Here is a 20,372-nt window from a genome sequence, read left to right as displayed (position 1 = left end):
GGCCGTTTCGCGTGCCGCGTGGAGCGTCCCGCGTGCCCGTGGAGCGGCTCACGTGCCCGTGCGGCGTTTCACGTGAAACATGGGTCGTTTCACGTGAAACACCTCCTCAGTCGGCTGCCGTGGCCCCGCCCTGCCGCATTCCCCACTGCACGCGCGGCCCCTGGACCAGTTGCGCCTCGCCCCGGCTGGGCGCCGCGGCCCGGCCGAGGGCGAACACGTCGGGAGCCCGGTCCAGCACACCCCCGGAAGGGTCGTCGGAGCCGTCGCGGCGGACCGTGTCCCGGTCGGGCAGCAGGATGTCGCGGACGATGACCGCGCAGAGGTACAGCGTGCCGACCAGGTGGAGCAGGATCGCCAGGTGGTAGCCGTCGGTGGGCAGGCCCTGGTGCTTGTCACCGCTGGTCGTGTAGGCGAGATACATCCAGATCCCCAGGAAGTACATGACCTCGCAGGCCTGCCAGACCAGGAAGTGCCGCCAGCGCGGCAGGGCGAGCGCTGCGAGGGGGATGAGCCACAGGACGTACTGCGGTGAATAGACCTTGTTGGTGAGGATGAACGCGGCGACGACCAGGAAGGCCAACTGCGCGAAGCGCGGCCGGCGGGGGGCCGTGAACGTCAGCCAGGCGATGCCCGCGCACGCCAGCACCATCAGCACGATGGCGTAGGTGTTGACCTGCTCGTGCCGGAGCGAGACGCCGGTGCTCTGGGTGATGATCAGCCAGAACGAGCCGAAGTCGACCTCGCGTTCCTGGCTGAAGGAGTAGAACTTCTTCCAGCCCTCGGGCGCCGCGAGCATCACGGGCAGGTTCACCAGCAGCCAGGAACCCGCGGTGCCCAACAGGGCGGCCCCGAACTCCCGCCATTTCCCGGCCCGCAGGCAGAGCACGAGCAGCGGCCCCAGCAGCAGTACGGGATAGAGCTTGGCGGCGGTGGCGAGCCCGATGAGGATGCCGAACATCAGCGAGCGGCCGCGCGACCACATCAGCATGCCCGCGGCCGTGAGGGCGATGGCGAAGAGGTCCCAGTTGATCGTCGCGGTGAGGGCGAACGCGGGCGCCAGGGCGACCAGGAGCCCGTCCCAGGGACGCCTGCGGTGGGTACGGGCGACGCAGACCGCGATGACGACGGCACAGACCATCAGCATCCCGCAGTTCACGAGCCAGTAGATCTGCTCCCGGTACTGGATCGTCCCGCCGGAGGGGGTGAACCAGGACGCGACCTCCATGAACAGACCGGTGAGCACCGGGTACTCGAGGAAGTCCATGTCGCCGGAGAGCCGGTCGAAGTAGGGCAGGAGCCCTTCGGAGAAGCCACGTCCGACGAAAAGGTGCGGGATGTCGGAGTAGCAGGCGTGCGTGTACTGGGAGCTGGCGCCCTGGAACCAGGCCCAGTTGTAACAGGGCAGCTTCTGCACCATGCCCAGGGCGAACATGCCGATCATCACGAGCGCGACCACCCGGACCGGGGTGAGCGGGCTGCTGCCGAGTCTCGCCCACCGGCCGACGGGACCGCCGATCAGCTCGCTGCCCGCGGCGGCGACGTCGTCCTGCCGTGTGGGGGGTACGGGCCGGTCCTCGTGCACGCTCGTCATGCGGGACATCCTGCCGTACGAGCCTGAGCGCGACGGGACACACGGCCAGGCCCCCTGTACCTGAGCCGGCCGGGCCCGGTCACGGCGGAGGGCCGCCGCACCGGGATTCTCGGTGCGACGGCCCTCCTGGGCGGCGCCGGGCGAACCCGGGGGCGGGAGCCGGCTCGTCGGCGTGACGGCCGGGGTCAGCCGAAGATGCCGCCGCCTCCGTTGCCGTTGGCGTTGCCGCCTCCGTTGTCACCGCCGTTGTCCCCGCCCGGAGGCTTGGTCTCCTCCGGCGGGCGGCCCGGGTCGCCGCCGCCGTTGTCGCCGCCCTTGTTGTCGCCGCCCTTGTTGTCGCCGCCGCCGTTCTGGTTCTGCTTGCACTCCCAGTCCCAGAACTCGCACTCCTTGTCGCCGCCGTCCGGCGGCTCCGGGGGCGGGGTGTGGGCCGGGGGAGTGTTCACCGGCGGTGTCGTCACCGGGGGCGTGTCCGAGGGGGTCGGGTCGGGCGTGTCGGTCGGCGTGGGCTCCGGGCTCTTGGCACCGCCGCCCCAGACCGTCTCGCCGATGGGCTCGGGGACGGGGAACTTCTTGGGGTCCGTTCCCTTGAGCGCGGTGACCATGTAGTCGCGCCAGATCTCCGACGGGAACGAGGCGCCGTGGATCTTCTCCTGGCCGCCCGTTCCGAACATCTTCAGGAACGCCCGCTTCTTGTTCTCCGCGTTGTCGTCCAACCGGTACATGTCGATGGCGGTCGACAGCTGCGGTGTGTACCCGACGAACCAGGCGGACTTGTTGCCGTCGGTCGTGCCCGTCTTGCCCGCCACCTCGCGGCCCGGAATCCGGGCCTTGGTGCCGGTGCCCTTCTCCACGACGTTCTTCAGCACCTCGGTGACGTTGTCGGCGACGTTCTTGGAGATCGTCTGCTCGGCCTTGGCCTCCGGGTCCGACTTCCGCTCGTACTTGGTCACGCCCTCCTTCTCCACCTTGACGACGGAGTAGGGGTCGTTCTGCTTCCCGCTGGCCGCAAAGGTGGCGTAGGCGCCCGCCATCCGGATGGCGCTCGGGTCGGAGATGCCGATGGAGAACGACGGGACGTCGCCGCCGCCCAGGCTGCTCTTCAGCAGACCCGCGTTGATCGCCATCTCCCGGACCTTGCCGACCCCGACGTCCATGCCCAGTTGCACGTAGGGCGAGTTGGCCGACACCTCCATCGCCTTGCGGAGGTCTATGTCGCCGTACGACTCGTCACCGTCGTTGGTCTGGAGCCACTCCAGGCCGTTCTCGTTCCGCCAGACGCTTCCGTCGTAGTTCTTGATCTTCAGCTTGTTCTTGCCGTTGTAGATGCTCTTGGGCGAGAGCTTGGTCCGCATGGATTCGCCCTGTTCCTTGCCGCCCTCGGGGTCGCGCTTGCCCCACTCCATCGCCGCCGCGAGGACGAACGGCTTGAACGTCGAACCGACCTGGGCGCCCGTCGTGTCGGCGTTGTTGGTGAAGTGCTTCGTGGCGTCGGTGCCGCCGTAGATGGCGACGATCGCCCCGTCCTTGGGGTTGACCGAAGCCCCGCCGAACTGCACGTGGGAGTCCAGGTCGGGGCGCTTCTTCGGGTCGATGTTCTTGTCGTAGACCTTCTTGACGGCCTTCGAGAGGGCTTGGACCTTGTCCTTCTGGAAGGTGGTCTGGATCTGGTAGCCGCCCTGGGAGAGCTTGTCCGAGTCGATGTCCGTGTTGTTCAGGATGTACGACTTCGCCAGGTCGACCAGGTAACCGACCTGCCCGCCGAGCTGCGCGTTCTTGCGCGGTGCGAGAGGCATGGGGAACTCGCGGTACTTGGCCCGGTCGCCGGCGCTCAGCGAACCGTCCTTGACCATCTCGTCCATGATCCAGCGCCACCGCTTCGTGGCGTTGTAGGTGTTCTGCTCCTTGGTGGCCCGGGGGTCGATCTCGGGCGCGCCGGCGGGGTCGTAGTACGTCGCGCCCTTGAGGACCGCGGCGAGGAAGGCGCACTCGCTCGGGTTGAGGTCCACCGCGTCCTTGTTGTAGTACGCGCGGGCAGCCGCCTGGAGTCCGTAGGCACCGCGTCCGTAGTACGAGACGTTGAGGTACCCCGCCATGATCGTGTCCTTGCCCTCCTCGATGCCGACCTTCATCGAGATGAAGAGCTCCTCGGCCTTCCGGGTGAGCGTCTGCTCCTGGCTCAGCCGGGAGTTCTTGACGTACTGCTGGGTGATGGTGGAGCCACCCTGGGTGTTGCCTCCCCTGGCCATGTTGAAGACGGCCCGGGCGATGCCCATGGGGTCGACGCCCTTGTCCGTCCTGAACGTCTTGTTCTCCGCGGAGATCACCGCGTTCTTCATGGCGTCGGGGATCTGCTTGATCGACAGCGCCTGGCGGTTGATCTCCCCGCCGGTAGCGACCATCTGGTCGCCCCTGGTCCCGTCGGGGTTCGAGTAGTAGTAGACGTTGTTCTGCGCCTTGGCGGCCTTGTTGATGTCCGGAACGTCCACCATGGCGTACCCGATGCTGCCCGCCGCCATCACCGCACCGACGAAGCCGATGCCCAGCCCCGCCACCTGCTTCCACGACGGAACGAACCGCTGCCACCCGTACTTCGTGGAGCGCGGGTAGTCGATGAACCTCTTTCTGCCCGGCGGCTGCCCACCTCTTCCGCGGCCGGGGCCCTCGGGGCCGCCCCGGCCGCCGCCTCCTCCGCGCTTGCCGCCGCCACCGCCACTGCCCCGCTGGGCGGCACGGCGCGCCTCGGCCCTTCCTCCGTACGGACGTTCCTGCCCGTACGCACCGGACTGCGACCCCTCGGAAGCACCGGGGGGCGGCGGGGCCGCGCGGCGGCCTGACGGTTGCTGGGCGGCTTTCCTGGCCGCGGCACGCCCGCCGCCCTGAGGCTGCGGAGGCTTGCGACGGTGCTCGCTCATCGAACGACTACTCCTCGGGCAGGCGAGTTCGCCTGGAAGCGGCAGCTGAGTTCCGGTCCCCCCGAAATGCGAACGAGCCTTCCCACAGGCCCGCTCTCGCTACTCCCGGAAGCACGACGCCCCCTTGCGTCACGCGGCTTCCGGTGTTGTGCATGCCGCACAGACTACGCACGCTCAAAACCGCCTCAGTGCCGATGTTCACCCCAAATCAGGCAAGTTGCTTCCCACGAATTGATGATGTGACGCCGCTCACGGTGGCTGGCCTTGTCGCGGGCAGACGGCCGTTCTATCGTCTGGATGTATCGAGTCGATACATCGGTCCGGCATAAGATCAGCATAAGTGCAGGTCGGCGGGCGGGACTTCACGACAGCGACAGGGAAGGCGAAGGATGAGCAGACGCTCCGGCATCCTCGAATTCGCCGTGCTCGGTCTGCTGCGCGAGTCCCCGATGCACGGGTACGAACTCCGCAAGAGGCTCAACACCTCGCTGGGCGTCTTCCGTGCCTTCAGCTACGGCACCCTCTACCCGTGCCTCAAAGCACTGGTCGCACATGGGTGGTTGATCGAGGAGCCGGGCAGCGCCCCCGAGGACGCGCTCGCCGCCTCGCTCGCCGGACGGCGGGCCAAGATCGTCTACCGGCTCACGGCGGAGGGCAAGGAGCACTTCGAGGAGCTGCTCTCGCACACCGGTCCCGACTCCTGGGAGGACGAGCACTTCGCGGCCCGTTTCGCCTTCTTCGGGCAGACGGAGCGCGAGGTGCGGATGCGTGTCCTGGAAGGGCGCCGCAGCCGTCTGGAGGAGCGCCTGGAGAAGATGCGGGCCTCGCTGGCCCGCACCCGGGAGCGCCTGGACGACTACACCCTCGAACTCCAGCGGCACGGAATGGAGTCCGTGGAGCGCGAGGTGCGCTGGCTGAACGAGCTCATCGAGAGCGAGCGCGTGGGCCGGGACCGACTCCGGGCCGAGGACGCCGGCACGGCCGGTGACCGCACATCAGGTGACAAGGGCGGACCGCCCCGGGACAGGGGTTCCACCCCGCCGGACACGCCCGACGCCACCGCCAACTGAGGTCCTGCACTCCGCAGGTCTCGTACAGAACACACAGGGAGCAACCGTCAATGGGTTCCGTTCGCGTAGCCATCGTCGGCGTGGGCAACTGCTCTGCGTCGCTGGTCCAGGGCGTCGAGTACTACAAGGACGCTGACCCGGACGCTCGCGTGCCCGGTCTGATGCACGTCCAGTTCGGCGACTACCACGTCAAGGACGTGGAGTTCGTGGCCGCCTTCGACGTCGACGCCAAGAAGGTCGGTCTCGACCTCGCGGACGCCATCGGCGCCAGCGAGAACAACACCATCAAGATCTGCGACGTGCCGCCGACCGGCGTCACCGTGCAGCGCGGCCACACCCTCGACGGTCTGGGCAAGTACTACCGCCTGACCATCGAGGAGTCGGAGCAGGAGCCGGTCGACGTCGTCCAGGCCCTGAAGGACGCCCAGGCCGACGTCCTGGTCTGCTACCTCCCGGTCGGCTCCGAGGACGCGGCGAAGTTCTACGCCCAGTGCGCCATCGACGCCAAGGTCGCCTTCGTCAACGCCCTCCCGGTCTTCATCGCCGGCACCAAGGAGTGGGCGGACAAGTTCACCGAGGCGGGCGTCCCGATCGTCGGCGACGACATCAAGTCGCAGGTCGGCGCCACCATCACGCACCGCGTCATGGCGAAGCTCTTCGAGGACCGCGGTGTGCGCCTGGAGCGCACCATGCAGCTGAACGTCGGCGGCAACATGGACTTCAAGAACATGCTGGAGCGCGACCGCCTGGAGTCCAAGAAGGTCTCCAAGACGCAGGCCGTCACCTCGCAGATCCGCGACCGCGAGCTGGGCGACAACAACGTCCACATCGGCCCCTCCGACTACGTCGCCTGGCTCGACGACCGCAAGTGGGCGTACGTCCGCCTGGAGGGCCGTGCCTTCGGCGACGTCCCGCTGAACCTCGAGTACAAGCTCGAAGTGTGGGACTCCCCGAACTCCGCGGGCGTCATCATCGACGCGGTGCGCGCCGCCAAGATCGCCAAGGACCGCGGCATCGGCGGCCCGATCCTCTCCGCGTCCTCGTACTTCATGAAGTCGCCGCCGGTGCAGTACTTCGACGACGAGGCCTACGAGAACGTCGAGAAGTTCATCAAGGGCGAGGTCGAGCGCTAAGCACCACCGTCCTCCACGAGGAGGGGCCCGGGCAGCTACTGCCCGGGCCCCTCCTCGTGTCCGCCGTGTGTGACTCTTGCTCGCATGTCCGTCGTGCGTGATCTACGAGTGCTGCTGCGCCTGCCCGACTTCCGGCGCCTGCTGAGCGTGCGGCTGCTCTCCCAGTCCGCGGACGGCGTCTACCAGGTCGCCCTCGCCGCGTACGTCGTGTTCTCACCGGAGAAGCAGACCTCGCCCGCCGCGATCGCCTCCGCCATGGCGGTGCTCCTGCTGCCGTACTCGGTGGTCGGCCCCTTCGCCGGGGTCCTCCTCGACCGCTGGAGCCGTCGCCAGGTCTTCCTGTACGGCAATGTGCTGCGCGCGGTCCTCGCCGCCTGCACCGCCCTGCTCATCGTCGGATCCGCCCCGGACTGGATCTTCTACGCCTCCGCCCTGTCGGTCACCGCCGTCAACCGCTTCGTCCTGTCCGGGCTCTCGGCCGCCCTGCCCCGGGTGGTCGACGCCGATCGCCTGGTCATCGCCAACTCCCTCTCGCCGACCGCCGGCACCCTCGCCGCCACGCTCGGCGGCGGGCTCGCCTTCGGCGTACGGCTGCTCGGCTCGGACTCCGACGCCGTGGTCGTCCTGCTGGGCGCGGTCCTCTACCTCTGCTCGGCGCTGGCCTCACTGCGCATGAACCGGGAACTGCTGGGGCCCGAACCCGAACTGCGGCAGCCCAGGCTCGGTGCCGCGCTCGCCTCCACGGCGTACGGACTGCGCGACGGTCTGCGGCATCTGCGCGAACACCGCTCCGCCGTCCGTGCGCTGGCGTCGATGACCGTGCTGCGCTTCTGCTTCGGCGCGTTGACGGTCACGGTCCTGATGCTCTGCCGGTATGCCTGGACCGAGGAGCCCGCCCGTTCCGGCGGAGCCGACGGTCTGGCGCTGCTCGGCCTGGCCGCCGGGCTCTCCGGCGCGGGTTTCTTCACCGCGGCCGTGCTCACCCCGTGGGCCGCGAAACGGTGGGGCCCGTACGGCTGGATGGTGGTGTGCACCGCCTCGGCCGCCGTCCTCGTGCCGGCACTGTGGCTGTCGTTCTCGCCCGTACCGGTTCTGATCGGCGCCTTCGTGCTGGGGCTCGTCACCCAGGGCCCGAAGATCGCCACCGACACGGTCGTGCAGTCCGCGGTGGACGACGCCTATCGGGGCCGGGTCTTCTCGCTCTACGACGTGCTCTTCAACGTCGCCTTCGTCGGCGCGGCGGCGACGGCCGCCCTGGTCCTGCCGACGGACGGACGCTCGGCGGCCCTGGTTCTGGGGGTCGCGGTCCTGTACGCGGCGGTGGCGGCGGCGCTGTTCCGGTGGAACCGGCAGAGGGAGCGCGCGTGATGTTTCACGTGAAACACCGCTTGCCGACGCACGAGGAGCATCCGTCGCCGCACACGAAGACGGGCCGATGTTTCACGTGAAACATCGGCCCGTGCGACAGCCCCTCAGTCCTGCTGGGCCCACCACTCCTTGAGCGCGGCGACCGCGTCGTCGTGTTCCATCGGCCCGTTCTCCAGCCGCAGTTCGAGCAGGAACTGGTAGGCCTTGCCGATCGCGGGGCCGGGACGGATGCCCAGGATCTCCATGATCTGGTTGCCGTCCAGGTCGGGCCGGATCGAGTCCAGCTCCTCCTGCTCCTGGAGCTGCGCGATGCGCTCCTCCAGCCCGTCGTACGCCCGGGAGAGCGCGGCGGCCTTGCGCTTGTTGCGGGTGGTGCAGTCCGAACGGGTCAGCTTGTGCAGTCGCTCCACGAGCGGGCCCGCGTCGCGCACGTACCGGCGGACGGCCGAGTCGGTCCACTCACCGGTGCCGTAGCCGTGGAAGCGCAGGTGCAGCTCCACCAGCTTCGACACGTCCTTGATCATGTCGTTGGAGTACTTCAGCGCGGTCATCCGCTTCTTGGCCATCTTCGCGCCGACCACTTCGTGGTGGTGGAAGGAGACACGGCCGTCCTTCTCGAAGCGGCGGGTGCGCGGCTTGCCGATGTCGTGCAGCAGCGCGGCCAGCCGCAGGACCAGGTCCGGGCCGTCCTCCTCCAGGTCGATGGCCTGCTGGAGGACGATCAGGGAGTGCTCGTAGACGTCCTTGTGCCGGTGGTGCTCGTCGCTCTCCAGGCGCAGCGCGGGCAGCTCGGGAAGAACGTGCGCGGCCAGTCCGGTGTCGACGAGCAGCGACAGACCCTTGGCGGGGTGCGCGGACAGCAGCAGCTTGTTGAGCTCGTCGCGCACCCGCTCGGCGGAGACGATCTCGATGCGCTCCGCCATCGCGGTCATCGCGGCGACGACCTCGGGAGCGACCTCGAAGTCGAGCTGGGCGGCGAAGCGGGCGGCGCGCAGCATCCGCAGCGGGTCGTCGGAGAAGGAGTCCTGGGGGGTGCCCGGCGTGCGCAGCACCTTCGCCGAGAGGTCCTCCAGTCCGCCGTGCGGGTCGACGAACTCCTTCTCGGGAAGGGCGACGGCCATGGCGTTCACCGTGAAGTCGCGGCGGACCAGGTCCTCCTCGATGGAGTCGCCGTAGGACACCTCGGGCTTGCGCGAGGTCCGGTCGTACGCCTCGGAGCGGTACGTCGTGACCTCGACGAGGAAGCTCACATCGGTTTCTCCGACGCGGGCGTTCTTCTGGCACCCGACCGTCCCGAAGGCGATTCCGACCTCCCACACGGCGTCCGCCCACGGCCTGACGATCTTCAGTACGTCCTCGGGGCGGGCATCGGTGGTGAAGTCCAGGTCGTTGCCGAGCCGGCCCAGGAGCGCGTCCCGGACCGAACCCCCGACCAGGGCGAGGCTGAAGCCCGCCTCCTGGAAACGGCGGGCGAGGTCGTCGGCGACGGGTGAGACCCGCAGCAGTTCACTGACTGCGCGGTGCTGCACCTGGCTCAGGGCGCTGGAGTGGTCTTCGTTGGCGTTCGGCACAACAGAAAAGGGTACGTGCCCCCGCCGGGCGCGATGTCCTCGTTTTCCGGGCCCCTGAGAGACTCGTGCGATCACGTGGCACGGTCCGCGGCACTTCGGTGCCGCGCGCATCGTTACCATGCGTGGACGCAGCAACCGGACAACCATCAACGGCAGCCAACGAACAGGGACGGGCGGGCGCGTGGCCGAGGCGGCAGACTTTCAGGGGATGACTCCCTCTCCTGCCCGCCGATGGGCCCTGCGCGCGGCATCCCTGCTGGTCGGAGCGCCGCTTCTGGCGGCGACGGCACAGTTGCCGCCCGCACCGGCCGCTCAGGCCGCGGAAGAGGCCTCGGGGTCACGCACCGTGGACGTGTCGCTGGACTCGCTGTCTCCCGCGGCCCCGGTGAAGGGCGACACCGTGACCCTCTCCGGCACGGTGACCAACAAGAGCCGTACCCCCGTCACGGAGGCTCATGTCGGTCTGCGCGTCGGCAAGCCGCTCTCCGGCCGCACGCAGCTCGACACCGCGGCGGACCGTACCGGCTTCGTCGAGAGCGTCGAGCCGGACGAGCTGGAGACGTACGTCGTCAAGATCCCCGAACTGGCGCCGGGGATAAGCAAGGACTTCAGCCTGGCCGTCCCCGTCGACAAGCTCGACCTCGACGACCCCGGCGTCTACCAGCTCGGCGTGACTCTCTCCGGAAAGACCAGGGGACGCAGCACCGAGCGGGTGCTCGGCGTCGAGCGCACCTTCCTTCCCTGGCAGAGCAGCCCGGCGCAGCAGAAGACGCAGCTCACCTACCTGTGGCCGCTGATCTCCACGACCCGGCTGTCCGCGGAGACGGGCTCCGACGAGCAGCAGACCCCCGTCTTCGAGAACGACGACCTGGCCAGGGAGCTCGCTCCCGGCGGGCGGTTGGAGCAGCTCGTCTCGCTCGGCAACGAACTGCCCGTGACCTGGGTGATCGACCCCGACCTGCTCGCCACCGTCGAAGCGATGGTGAAGGGCTACACGGTCAAGGACAAGGCGACCGGCAGCACGTCCGCCGGCACCCGCGAGAACCGGAACGTCGCCAAGGACTGGCTGAACTCGCTGGAGAAGGCGGTGAAGGACCAGAAGGTGGTCGCGCTGCCCTTCGCCGACCCCGACCTGGCCTCGCTCGCCCACCGCGGCAAGCAGGTCCCCGGTTCCCTCAACCAGCTCCAGCGGGCCACCGAGGCCGCCGTGATCACCGTGGACTCGATCCTGCACGTGAAGCCGTCCACCGACTTCGCCTGGCCGGTGGAGGGGGCCGTCGACCCGGCGATCGTCAACGCGGCCACCTCCGCGGGCGCCCACCACGTGATCGCCCGCAGTGACAGCCTGGGTGAGGGCGGCAACCTCCGCTACACGCCGACCGCCGTCCGTCCCATCGGCGCGGGACGCACCGCCGTCGTCGCCGACGCGCGGCTCTCCACCGTTTTCCAGGGCGACATGTCCCGGGCGGAGAACTCGACGCGCGCCGTCCAGCAGTTCCTCGCCCACACCCTGGCGCTGACCCTGCAGGACGAGGACAAGCAGCGCAGCATCGTCGTCGCGCCCCAGCGCATGCCCAGCGTCACCCAGGTCCAGACGATGGCCGCCGCCCTGCGCGCACTGAGCGCCGGGCGCTGGACGCAGCCCCTCGACCTGGAGGCCGCGGCCAAGGCCAAGCCGGACCCCGGCGCCACCACCCGGGTGCCCGGTTCCGCTGCCTATCCGGAGGAGCTGCGCGACCGGGAGCTCCCGACCTCCGCCTTCGAGACCATCAAGGCCACCCAGCAGCGGCTGGACCAGTTCAAGGTGGTCCTGACCCGGCCGGAGCGGGTGGTCACCCCGTTCGGCAACGCCATAAACCGCGAGATGTCGACCTCCTGGCGCGGCAAGGACACCGCCGCGGGCGCCTACCGGGAGGACGTCCAGGGCTATCTGCTGGCCCTCACCGAGGAAGTCAATCTGATCGAGAAGTCCACGGCGACCCTTTCGGGCCGCAGCGCGACGATCCCGGTGACGGTGCAGAACAAGCTGGTGCAGGACGTCGACCACCTGGTGCTGCGCCTCCGCTCGACCATGCCGACCCGGCTCAAGCTGGGCGAGGGCGAGGGCCAGGCGGAGACCCGTGTGCCGATCAAGGTCCGCGGCGGGCACAGCCAGTCCGTGAAGATCCCCACGACCGCCAACGCCAACGGCAAGGTCCAGGTCGTCGCGCAGTTGTTCACCGAGGACAACACGCCGTACGGCCCGCCGATGCAGTTCACGGTCAAGGTCAACGAGGTCACCCCGACGATCATGCTGGTGATCGCCGGAGGTGTGCTCCTGCTGGTGCTCGCCGGAATCAAGATGTACTCGCAGCGCAAGCGCGCCGCCGCCCGGGACGAGGTCCCCGAGGACGGCACGGATCAGGACGAGAACCCCGAGCAGCCGAGTGATCCGCCCGCGGACACCGGTCCGGAAAGCGGGGAGCCCAAGGCCACGGGTGAGAAAGTGGACCGTTGAGCGATGTCATGATGTCGCGGCCGTCGGCCGGGGACGATGAGGTGGGGTTGCAATGAACGCGCCGTACGACGGTGACCGCGGCCAGCGCGCGGGCGGCGATGCGGCGGGCCACGCCCCGCCGCAGCAGCCCGCACCGGACGCCCCGGACGACCCGTACCTCCGCTCCGCCTACGACCACGACCCCTACCGGTCGCAGGACCTCTCCGCCCAGGACCCGGTGACCGAGGCGCTCTACGACCGCGCCGCGCACCCCCCGCCGCCGCCCGGCACCTACCCGGACACCCCTCCGCTCTACCAGCAGCCCGCCGCGCCCCGGCACGCCCCGGACCCCAGGGTGTGGGCCCAGACCCCGCCGCCCGAGCCGGACGGCCCGTCCCGCCACCTGCCGTACGGGGACGACGCCCGCACCGTGCAGTTCACCGGCGTCGACGACCTGGTGACCCGGGCCGCCCAGGACGAGCAGCCGGAGAAGGACGCCTTCGCGCACCTCTACCGCGACCAGCAGACCCCGGGAATCCCCGCCCCGGCGGCCCCGGAACCGCAGGCGGCCCCGCCTGTCGCGCCCAAGAAGCCCGCGGGCCGCGCGGCGGGCCTCGTGAAGTCCAGCGCCGTCATGGCCATGGGCACCATGGTCTCCCGCCTCACCGGCTTCATCCGCTCCGCGCTGATCATCGCGGCGCTCGGTGCGGGTCTGCTCGGCGACACCTTCCAGGTGGCCTACCAACTGCCGACGATGATCTACATCCTCACCGTCGGCGGCGGCCTCAACTCCGTCTTCGTACCGCAACTGGTGCGGGCCATGAAGGACGACGCCGACGGCGGCGAAGCGTACGCCAACCGCCTGCTGACGCTGGTCACGGTCGCACTCGGCGCGCTCACCGCCCTCGCGATGGTCTTCGCGCCGCTGCTGGTGCGCTTCCTGTCGGTGCCGATCTCCAGCAACCCGGAGTCCAACGACGTCGCGGTGACCCTGCTGCGCTACTTCCTGCCCACGATCTTCTTCATGGGCGTTCACGTGGTGATGGGCCAGATCCTCAACACGCGCGGCAAGTTCGGCGCCATGATGTGGACCCCGGTCCTCAACAACATCGTCATCATCGCCACCCTCGGCATGTTCATCTGGGTGTACGGCACCTCGGCGAGCTCCGGAATGACCGTCTCGACGATCCCGCCGGAGGGCGAGCGCCTGCTGGGCGTCGGCGTCCTGCTGGGCCTGGTCGTGCAGGCCCTGGCGATGATCCCGTACCTGCGCGAGACCGGTTTCAAGCTGCGTCCGCGCTTCGACTGGAAGGGCCAGGGCCTCGGCAAGGCGGCCAAGCTGGCCAAGTGGACGATCCTGTTCGTCCTCGCCAACCAGGTCGGCGCGGTCGTCGTCATCCAGCTCGCCACCGCCGCCGTCGGCAAGCACGGCGAGGGCATCGGTTTCGCCGCCTACGCCAACGCCCAGCTGATCTGGGGCCTCCCGCAGGCCATCATCACCGTCTCCCTGATGGCCGCCCTGCTGCCGAGGCTCTCGCGTTCGGCCAACGAGAACGACGCGGGCGCCGTCCGCGACGACATCTCGCAGGGGCTGCGCACCACCGCTGTGGCCATCGTCCCGATCGCCTTCGCCTTCCTCTCCCTCGGCGTGCCGATCTGCACCCTGATCTTCGGCTCCTCGGGCATCACCGCCGCCACGAACATGGGGTACATGCTGATGGCCTTCGGCCTCGGCCTGATCCCCTACTCCGTGCAGTACGTCGTCCTGCGCGCCTTCTACGCGTACGAGGACACCCGCACCCCCTTCTACAACACGGTCATCGTCGCCGCCGTCAACGCCGGCGCCTCGGCCCTGTGCTACCTGCTGCTGCCCGACCGCTGGGCCGTCACCGGCATGGCGGCCGCCTACGGCCTCGCCTACGCCATCGGTGTCGGCATCGCCTGGCAGCGGCTGCGCAAGCGGCTGGGCGGCGACCTGGACGGCGCGAACGTCCTCCGTACGTACGCACGTCTCGCGATCGCCTCGATTCCCGCAGCCATGCTTGCCGGTGGAGTGGGGTACGCGCTCTCCCAGGCCCTCGGCAAGGGGGTCCTCGGTTCGATCGCGGCGCTGGTAGTCGGCGGTGCGGTCCTGCTCGGAGTCTTCTTCGTCGCGGCGAAGAAGATGCGCATCGCGGAACTCAACGCCCTGGTCGGCATGGTCCGCGGACGCCTCGGCCGCTGAGCCGGCGAAGCGCCCGGGGCGCTCCCGCCCGCCGCCGCATGTCGTGCGCGGCGGCGGACTGTGGGCACAATTGGCAGGGCTGCACAGCAGCGCGCAACGAATGGGGAGGCAGGAACGACGGTGGCGGAACGTAGCACGGCTGCCGTCGACGTGGCCGACAACAGCGGTGACGGTCCCACTCCCGCCCCCGGCGGAGCAGGACCGGTCACCGCCTGTGCGGACGGGGCCACGGCCGACGGGGTGGCGGAAGGCCAGGACACACCGGAGATGAGCACGCAGGACGAGCCCGGTACGAAGAAGGGCACGGAGTCCGCGATCGTCGCGCCCGAACTCCACAGCGGCCACAAGCTGGCCAGACGCTACCGACTGGAGGAGTGCCTCACCCGGCTCGACGGCTTCAGCAGCTGGCGGGCCGTCGACGAGAAGCTGCGCCGGGCCGTCGGGGTCCACCTGCTGCCCGCAGACCATGCCCGGGCCCGTTCCGTGCTCGCCGCGGCCCGCGCCTCCGCACTGCTGGGCGACCCCCGCTTCGTGCAGGTCCTGGACGCCGTCGAGGAGAACGACCTCGTCTACGTCGTCCACGAGTGGCTGCCCGACGCCACCGAGCTGACCGCCGTCCTCGCCTCCGGCCCGCTGGAACCGCACGACGCGTACCAGCTGGTCAGCCAGGTCTCCCAGGCCATGGCCGCCGCCCACCGCGAGGGCCTGGCCCACCTCCAGCTCACCCCGAACGCCGTCCTGCGCACCTCCACCGGCCAGTACCGCATCCGCGGCCTCGCGGTCAGCGCCGCCCTGCGCGGCATCACCTCCGAGCGCCCGCAGCTCGAAGACACCGAGGCCATCGGCGCCCTGCTGTACGCGTCGCTGACCCAGCGCTGGCCGTACGAGAGCGACGCCTACGGCCTCACCGGGCTCCCCAAGGGCATCGGGCTGATCGCCCCCGACCAGGTGCGGGCCGGCGTCCACCGGGGCCTGTCCGAGCTCGCCATGCGGGCTCTGGCCAACGACGGCGCGACCGCGTCCCGGCAGGAACCGCCCTGCACGACCCCCGACGAGCTGGCCAAGGCGGTGGCGGCGATGCCGCGCGTCCGCCCGCCGGAGCCCGAGTTCGCCCCCCGTCCCGAGTACCAGCGCACCACGTACCAGCAGGGCGCCTACGGGCGTCCGCAGCCAGGGCCCGCCGCCGCCCCGCAGCCCGTGCAGCCGCCGCCCCGTCCTCTGCAGAGCCGTACCGGCCGGGCCCTCAAGTGGGGTGTCGCCTCCCTCCTGATCGCCGCCCTCGGCCTCGGGAGCTGGCAGCTCGCCGACACGCTCCTGGACCGCAACAAAGTGGCCGAACCCACGGAGATCACCACCAACCAGGGCGGCAACGAGAAGCCCAGGCCCGCCGGGCCAGTCGCGATCAAGGACGCCCGTGAGTACTACCCGGACGGCAAGGCGCAGCACCCCGAGGACGTCGACAAGACCTACGACGGCGACAGCTCGACGTACTGGCGCTCCTACTCCTTCAAGGGCGGTCCGGTACTCGCCCCGTTCAAGCAGGGCGTCGGCATCGTCTACGACCTCGGCGAGGCCAAGGACGTGTCGACCGCGTCGATACAGCTGAACTACAGCGGCAACAAGACCGCCATCTCCCTGTACGCCGCGAAGTCCCTCTCCTCGTCGACCCCTCTGGACTCGATGAAGAAGTTCGCCTCCACGGAGACCGAGGGCAAGACGGCCGCCCTGCGGGCAAAGTCTCCTGTGAAGACCCGGTACGTACTTGTGTGGATCACGGCCATGCCGCAGGCTCCCTACGACCAGTACAGCGACGCCGGGTACAAGCAGGCCATAACCGATGTGAAGTTCACAGGCTGACTCAGCCGCCGGGGGGAAGGGGGCTCACCGTTGGACGAGGTCACACTGCGCGATGCCGACGACCAGGAACTCCTGGCCCAGCACGTCGGAGGAGACCCCGACGCCTTCGGTGAACTCGTACGCCGCCACCGCGACCGGCTGTGGGCCGTGGCCCTGCGCACGCTCGGCGACCGGGAGGAGGCCGCCGACGCGGTGCAGGACGCCCTGGTCTCCGCCTACCGGGCCGCCCACACCTTCCGCGGCCAGTCCGCCGTCACCACCTGGCTGCACCGGATAACCGTGAACGCCTGCCTGGACCGCGCCCGCAAGGCCGCCTCCCGCAAGACCTCGCCCGTGGACGACGCCGACCGGCTCGATCAGCTCCTGGAGCCCCACGAGTCCGCCGAGGCCCCCGCCGAACGCCAGGACCTGCACCGTGAACTCCTGGCCGCGCTGCGTACCCTCCCGGCCGAGCAGAGAGCCGCACTCGTCCTCGTGGACATGCAGGGATATCCGGTGGCCGAGGCCGCGCGCGTCCTCGACGTCCCCACCGGAACAGTGAAAAGCCGCTGCGCACGCGGCCGCGCCAGGCTCCTTCCTCTTCTCACTCATCTGCGCAGCGGAACCGGGGGTAACGAGGACCGCGGAGGGGGAAGGAACCGGAGGCCGGGGACATCCGTCCCACCGGCAACGGAACCGAGGGACGCAGGGCCGAACGGTCCTGCCGCTGTGAAGGGCGGAGGTGGGCGCGCGTGACATCCACGACCGGAACGGCTCAGCACCCGGATGTCGCGGAGATCTCCGATCTCACGGAGGGGCTGCTGTCGCCGTCCCGCGCTCAGGACGTACGCCGTCACGTCGACGACTGCGAGCTGTGCGCCGACGTCCAGCTGTCCCTGGAGGAGATCCGCGGACTGCTCGGCACACTGCCGGGGCCGCAGCGGATGCCCGCCGACATCGCCGGCCGCATCGACGCCGCCCTCGCCGCTGAAGCCCTGCTGGACTCCACGGCCCCCGGAGCGAGCTCCGACACGGCCCACGGTGTTTCACGTGAAACGACGGCCGCCGATGTTTCACGTGAAACGGCAACAGGCGATGTTTCACGTGAAACAACACAGACTCCTGCCCGGTCGGCCGCAGGCCGCCCCGCGGGCCGCGCTCGTGGAACGACCGGCCCCGGCCGCTCCTCCCAGCGCACGCCACGGCGCCGTGCCGTGTGGAGCGCCGTACTGGGTGCCGCAGCCCTGGGCCTGGGCGCCCTGCTCGTCCAGAACCTTCCGGCCGACGGCAACGACGCCGACCATCCGAACGCAGCCAAGGCCCAGACCCCGCAGTTCGCCGGCACCCCGCTGGAAACACAGGTGGATGCTCTGCTGGACCCTCCCAAGCCGGTGCGGAGCGACAAGAACGCCCCCTCGGTCGACGTCCAGGAGAAGACGCCCTTCGCGGTGCAGACCGTCGCCGTCCCCGCCTGCGTGCAGCAGGGCACCGGCAGGTCCGACGCCCCGCTCGCCGCCAAGCAGGGCTCCTACGAGGGCAAGCAGGCCTTCCTCCTCCTGCTCCCGCACACGTCCGACCCCAAGCAGGTCCAGGCGTACGTCGTGGACGCGGCCTGTGTGAAGACGGCGCCCGCGGGCAAGGGCGAGCTGCTGCTGACGCATGGCTACCCCCGCGGCTGACCCGCGCGCAAAGCGGACGTCCGGCTCGGGAATGCCAGCCCCGTAGTATCCGTTGGGTGGGGTGAAAGGTTCAGACCGGGCCCCGGTTGGCAGTAAGCAGTCTGCAGAGACGAGGAAGAAACCCGTGAGCGACGTCCGTAACGTGATCATCATTGGCTCCGGGCCGGCCGGCTACACCGCCGCGCTGTACACCGCGCGCGCGTCGCTGAAGCCGCTGGTGTTCGAAGGCGCTGTCACCGCAGGCGGTGCCCTGATGAACACCACCGAGGTCGAGAACTTCCCCGGCTTCCGTGACGGCATCATGGGCCCGGACCTGATGGACAGCATGCGCGCCCAGGCCGAGCGCTTCGGTGCCGAGCTGATCCCCGACGACATCGTCTCGGTGGACCTCAAGGGCGACATCAAGACCGTCACCGACACCGCCGGCACCGTGCACCGCGCCAAGGCCGTGATCATCTCCACCGGTTCGCAGCACCGCAAGCTGGGCCTGCCCCAGGAGGACGCGCTCTCCGGACGCGGCGTCTCCTGGTGTGCCACCTGCGACGGCTTCTTCTTCAAGGACCACGACATCGCCGTGGTGGGCGGCGGCGACACCGCGATGGAGGAGGCCACCTTCCTCTCCCGCTTCGCGAAGTCCGTCACCATCGTCCACCGCCGCGACACCCTGCGCGCCTCCAAGGCGATGCAGGAGCGCGCCTTCGCCGACCCGAAGATCAAGTTCGCCTGGGACAGCGAGACCGCTTCCCTCGAAGGCGACCAGAAGCTCTCCGGGATCACGCTGCGCAGCACCAAGACCGGCGAGACCGCCCCGCTCGACGTGACCGGCCTGTTCATCGCCGTCGGCCACGACCCGCGCAGCGAGCTCTTCAAGGGCCAGGTCGAACTGGACGACGAGGGCTACGTGAAGGTCGAAGCCCCCTCGACCCGCACCAACCTCCCCGGGGTCTTCGCCGCAGGTGACGTCGTCGACCACACCTACCGGCAGGCCATCACGGCCGCGGGCACCGGCTGCTCCGCCGCGCTCGACGCGGAGCGCTACCTCGCGGCTCTCGCCGACAGCGAGAAGCTGGCCGAGCCCGAGAAGACCCCCGCTGTCTGAACCCCACCCCACCCCACACCCCTGAGCAGTGAAGGAGGCCGCCGTGGCCGGCGACCTGAAGAACGTGACCGACGACTCCTTCGACGAGATCGTCCTCAAGAGCGACAAGCCCGTCCTCGTTGACTTCTGGGCCGCCTGGTGCGGTCCGTGCCGTCAGATCGCCCCCTCGTTGGAGGCCATCGCGGCCGAGCACGGCGACAAGATCGAGGTCGTCAAGCTCAACATCGACGAGAACCCGGCCACCGCTGCCAAGTACGGCGTCATGTCCATCCCGACGCTGAACGTCTACCAGAACGGCGAGGTCGCCAAGACCATCGTCGGCGCCAAGCCGAAGGCCGCGATCGTCCGCGACCTGGACTCCTTCATCGGTGAGTAATCACCGGCGCTGTTTCACGTGAAACACGGAGGCCCACCCCGCACGGGGTGGGCCTCCGCGCGTTCTCCCTAGAGCGGCCGCAGCACCGGATCCTTCTGCACGACCCCCAGCAGCTTGTCCAGCGCCAGCTCCACGTCCTCCTTCCAGGACAGCGCGGTCCGCAACTCCAGTCTGAGGCGGGGATGAGTGGGGTGCGGGCGGACCGTCTTGAAGCCGACCGACAGCAGATGATCCGCGGGCAGCAGACACCCGGGCTCCTTCCACCGGGCATCGCCGAACGCCTCGATCGCCTTGAAGCCGCGCCCCAGCAGGTCCTTCGCCACGGTCTGCACCATCACCCGCCCGAGCCCCTGCCCCTGGTAGCCGGGCACGATCAGGGACGTCATCAGCTGCACGGCGTCCGGCGACACCGGGCTGGTGGGAAACGCCGTCGCCCGGGGCACGTAGGCCGGCGGCGCGTACATCACGAAGCCCACCGGGACCTCGTCCACGTAGACGATCCGGCCGCAGGACCCCCACTCCAGGAGCACCGCGGAGATCCAGGCCTCCTTCTCCGACTCAGCCCGACCCGCCTCTATCGCCGCTTCACCGCGGACGGGGTCGAGTTCCCAGAAGACGCAACCGCGACACCGCTGGGGAAGATCCGCAAGGTTGTCCAGCGTGAGCGGTACGAGCCGACGACCCAAGGCCGTTCCCCACTTTCCTCGCCTGCCGCACCGCGGGCGGCACTCAGCGCGCTCCATTCCCGGAGCAGGCTGCCGACGAATCCACCGACCGCGCCGATTCCCAGACCCGCAGTCACCAGTTGGCTCCGGCTCACCGATCGCATGGCTCCGTTCCCCCTCCGAGGTGGATCACAGTGGATGCGCCGTACCACGAGGCATCGTATCCATCGGGCCATCGGACGGGTACCGACGCAGCGCAAAGGGCGGGGGGGGGGGGGGGGGGCCCCCGCCCCCCCCCCCCCCCCCCCCCCCCCCCCGCCGGGGGGGGGGGGCGGGGGGGGGGGCCCCCCGGGGGGGGCGGGGGGGCCG

14 protein-coding genes are annotated in these 20,372 nt (G+C 69.7%); 10 read left to right on the top strand and 4 right to left on the bottom strand.

Annotated elements, in window-relative coordinates:
- Positions 1-106: 106 nt before the first annotated feature.
- The gene (locus tag ACIP93_RS03580; protein WP_401755216.1) at positions 107-1,591 is read right to left on the bottom strand and encodes a glycosyltransferase family 87 protein; all 1,485 of its coding nucleotides are present in this window, start codon (positions 1,589-1,591) and stop codon (positions 107-109) included.
- Between the two features lie 185 nt (positions 1,592-1,776).
- Entirely contained in the window at positions 1,777-4,506 is a 2,730-nt protein-coding gene (locus ACIP93_RS03575; protein ID WP_401755213.1) for a transglycosylase domain-containing protein, read from the bottom strand.
- Between the two features lie 389 nt (positions 4,507-4,895).
- Here ACIP93_RS03575 and ACIP93_RS03570 point away from each other — a divergent pair, with 389 nt between their 5' ends.
- The 3 genes from ACIP93_RS03570 (at position 4,896) to ACIP93_RS03560 (ending at position 8,077) form a co-directional block, all read left to right on the top strand.
- The gene (locus ACIP93_RS03570; RefSeq protein ID WP_345220871.1) at positions 4,896-5,576 is read left to right on the top strand and encodes a helix-turn-helix transcriptional regulator; all 681 of its coding nucleotides are present in this window, start codon (positions 4,896-4,898) and stop codon (positions 5,574-5,576) included.
- A gap of 50 nt (positions 5,577-5,626) precedes the next feature.
- The gene (locus tag ACIP93_RS03565) at positions 5,627-6,709 is read left to right on the top strand and encodes an inositol-3-phosphate synthase (RefSeq protein WP_345220875.1); all 1,083 of its coding nucleotides are present in this window, start codon (positions 5,627-5,629) and stop codon (positions 6,707-6,709) included.
- Between the two features lie 84 nt (positions 6,710-6,793).
- On the top strand, positions 6,794-8,077 hold the full coding sequence (locus ACIP93_RS03560) for an MFS transporter (protein ID WP_401755210.1): 1,284 nt from the start codon (positions 6,794-6,796) through the stop codon (positions 8,075-8,077).
- A gap of 104 nt (positions 8,078-8,181) precedes the next feature.
- On the opposite strand, the gene ACIP93_RS03555 is transcribed toward ACIP93_RS03560, so the two are convergent.
- Complete coding sequence (locus tag ACIP93_RS03555; RefSeq protein ID WP_345220879.1) at positions 8,182-9,648, bottom strand: CCA tRNA nucleotidyltransferase; 1,467 nt, start codon at positions 9,646-9,648, stop codon at positions 8,182-8,184.
- A gap of 181 nt (positions 9,649-9,829) precedes the next feature.
- Here ACIP93_RS03555 and ACIP93_RS03550 point away from each other — a divergent pair, with 181 nt between their 5' ends.
- The 7 genes from ACIP93_RS03550 to trxA all read left to right on the top strand — a co-directional run bounded on the left by ACIP93_RS03550 (position 9,830) and on the right by trxA (position 19,338).
- Positions 9,830-12,145, top strand: a complete 2,316-nt coding sequence (locus ACIP93_RS03550) for a DUF6049 family protein (RefSeq protein WP_401755207.1) — start codon at positions 9,830-9,832, stop codon at positions 12,143-12,145.
- Between the two features lie 52 nt (positions 12,146-12,197).
- Entirely contained in the window at positions 12,198-14,348 is a 2,151-nt protein-coding gene (murJ, locus tag ACIP93_RS03545; protein ID WP_345220884.1) for a murein biosynthesis integral membrane protein MurJ, read from the top strand.
- A 120-nt stretch (positions 14,349-14,468) separates the two neighbouring features.
- The gene (locus tag ACIP93_RS03540) at positions 14,469-16,205 is read left to right on the top strand and encodes a protein kinase family protein (RefSeq protein ID WP_345220887.1); all 1,737 of its coding nucleotides are present in this window, start codon (positions 14,469-14,471) and stop codon (positions 16,203-16,205) included.
- 30 nt (positions 16,206-16,235) lie between these two features.
- Positions 16,236-16,940 carry an RNA polymerase sigma factor SigM gene (gene sigM / locus ACIP93_RS03535; protein WP_401755202.1) on the top strand — a complete coding sequence of 235 codons (705 nt, stop codon included), beginning with the start codon at positions 16,236-16,238 and terminating at the stop codon, positions 16,938-16,940.
- Entirely contained in the window at positions 16,937-17,863 is a 927-nt protein-coding gene (locus tag ACIP93_RS03530) for a hypothetical protein (protein WP_401755199.1), read from the top strand. Before sigM ends, ACIP93_RS03530 begins: the two co-directional genes overlap by 4 nt.
- 124 nt (positions 17,864-17,987) lie before the next feature.
- On the top strand, positions 17,988-18,962 hold the full coding sequence (gene trxB, locus ACIP93_RS03525; RefSeq protein WP_345220894.1) for a thioredoxin-disulfide reductase: 975 nt from the start codon (positions 17,988-17,990) through the stop codon (positions 18,960-18,962).
- 43 nt (positions 18,963-19,005) lie between these two features.
- A complete protein-coding gene (gene trxA, locus ACIP93_RS03520) occupies positions 19,006-19,338 on the top strand; it encodes a thioredoxin (RefSeq protein WP_401755195.1) in 333 nt (110 codons plus the stop codon).
- Between the two features lie 68 nt (positions 19,339-19,406).
- On the opposite strand, the gene ACIP93_RS03515 is transcribed toward trxA, so the two are convergent.
- On the bottom strand, positions 19,407-20,024 hold the full coding sequence (locus ACIP93_RS03515) for a GNAT family N-acetyltransferase (RefSeq protein ID WP_401755192.1): 618 nt from the start codon (positions 20,022-20,024) through the stop codon (positions 19,407-19,409).
- Positions 20,025-20,372: the final 348 nt, after the last annotated feature.

Origin of the sequence: Streptomyces sp. NPDC088745 (assembly GCF_044751045.1) — a bacterium.
GTDB lineage: Bacteria > Actinomycetota > Actinomycetes > Streptomycetales > Streptomycetaceae > Streptomyces > Streptomyces cremeus.
Note: the sequence above shows the minus strand (reverse complement) of the source record. Positions and strands in the feature narration are given on the sequence as shown.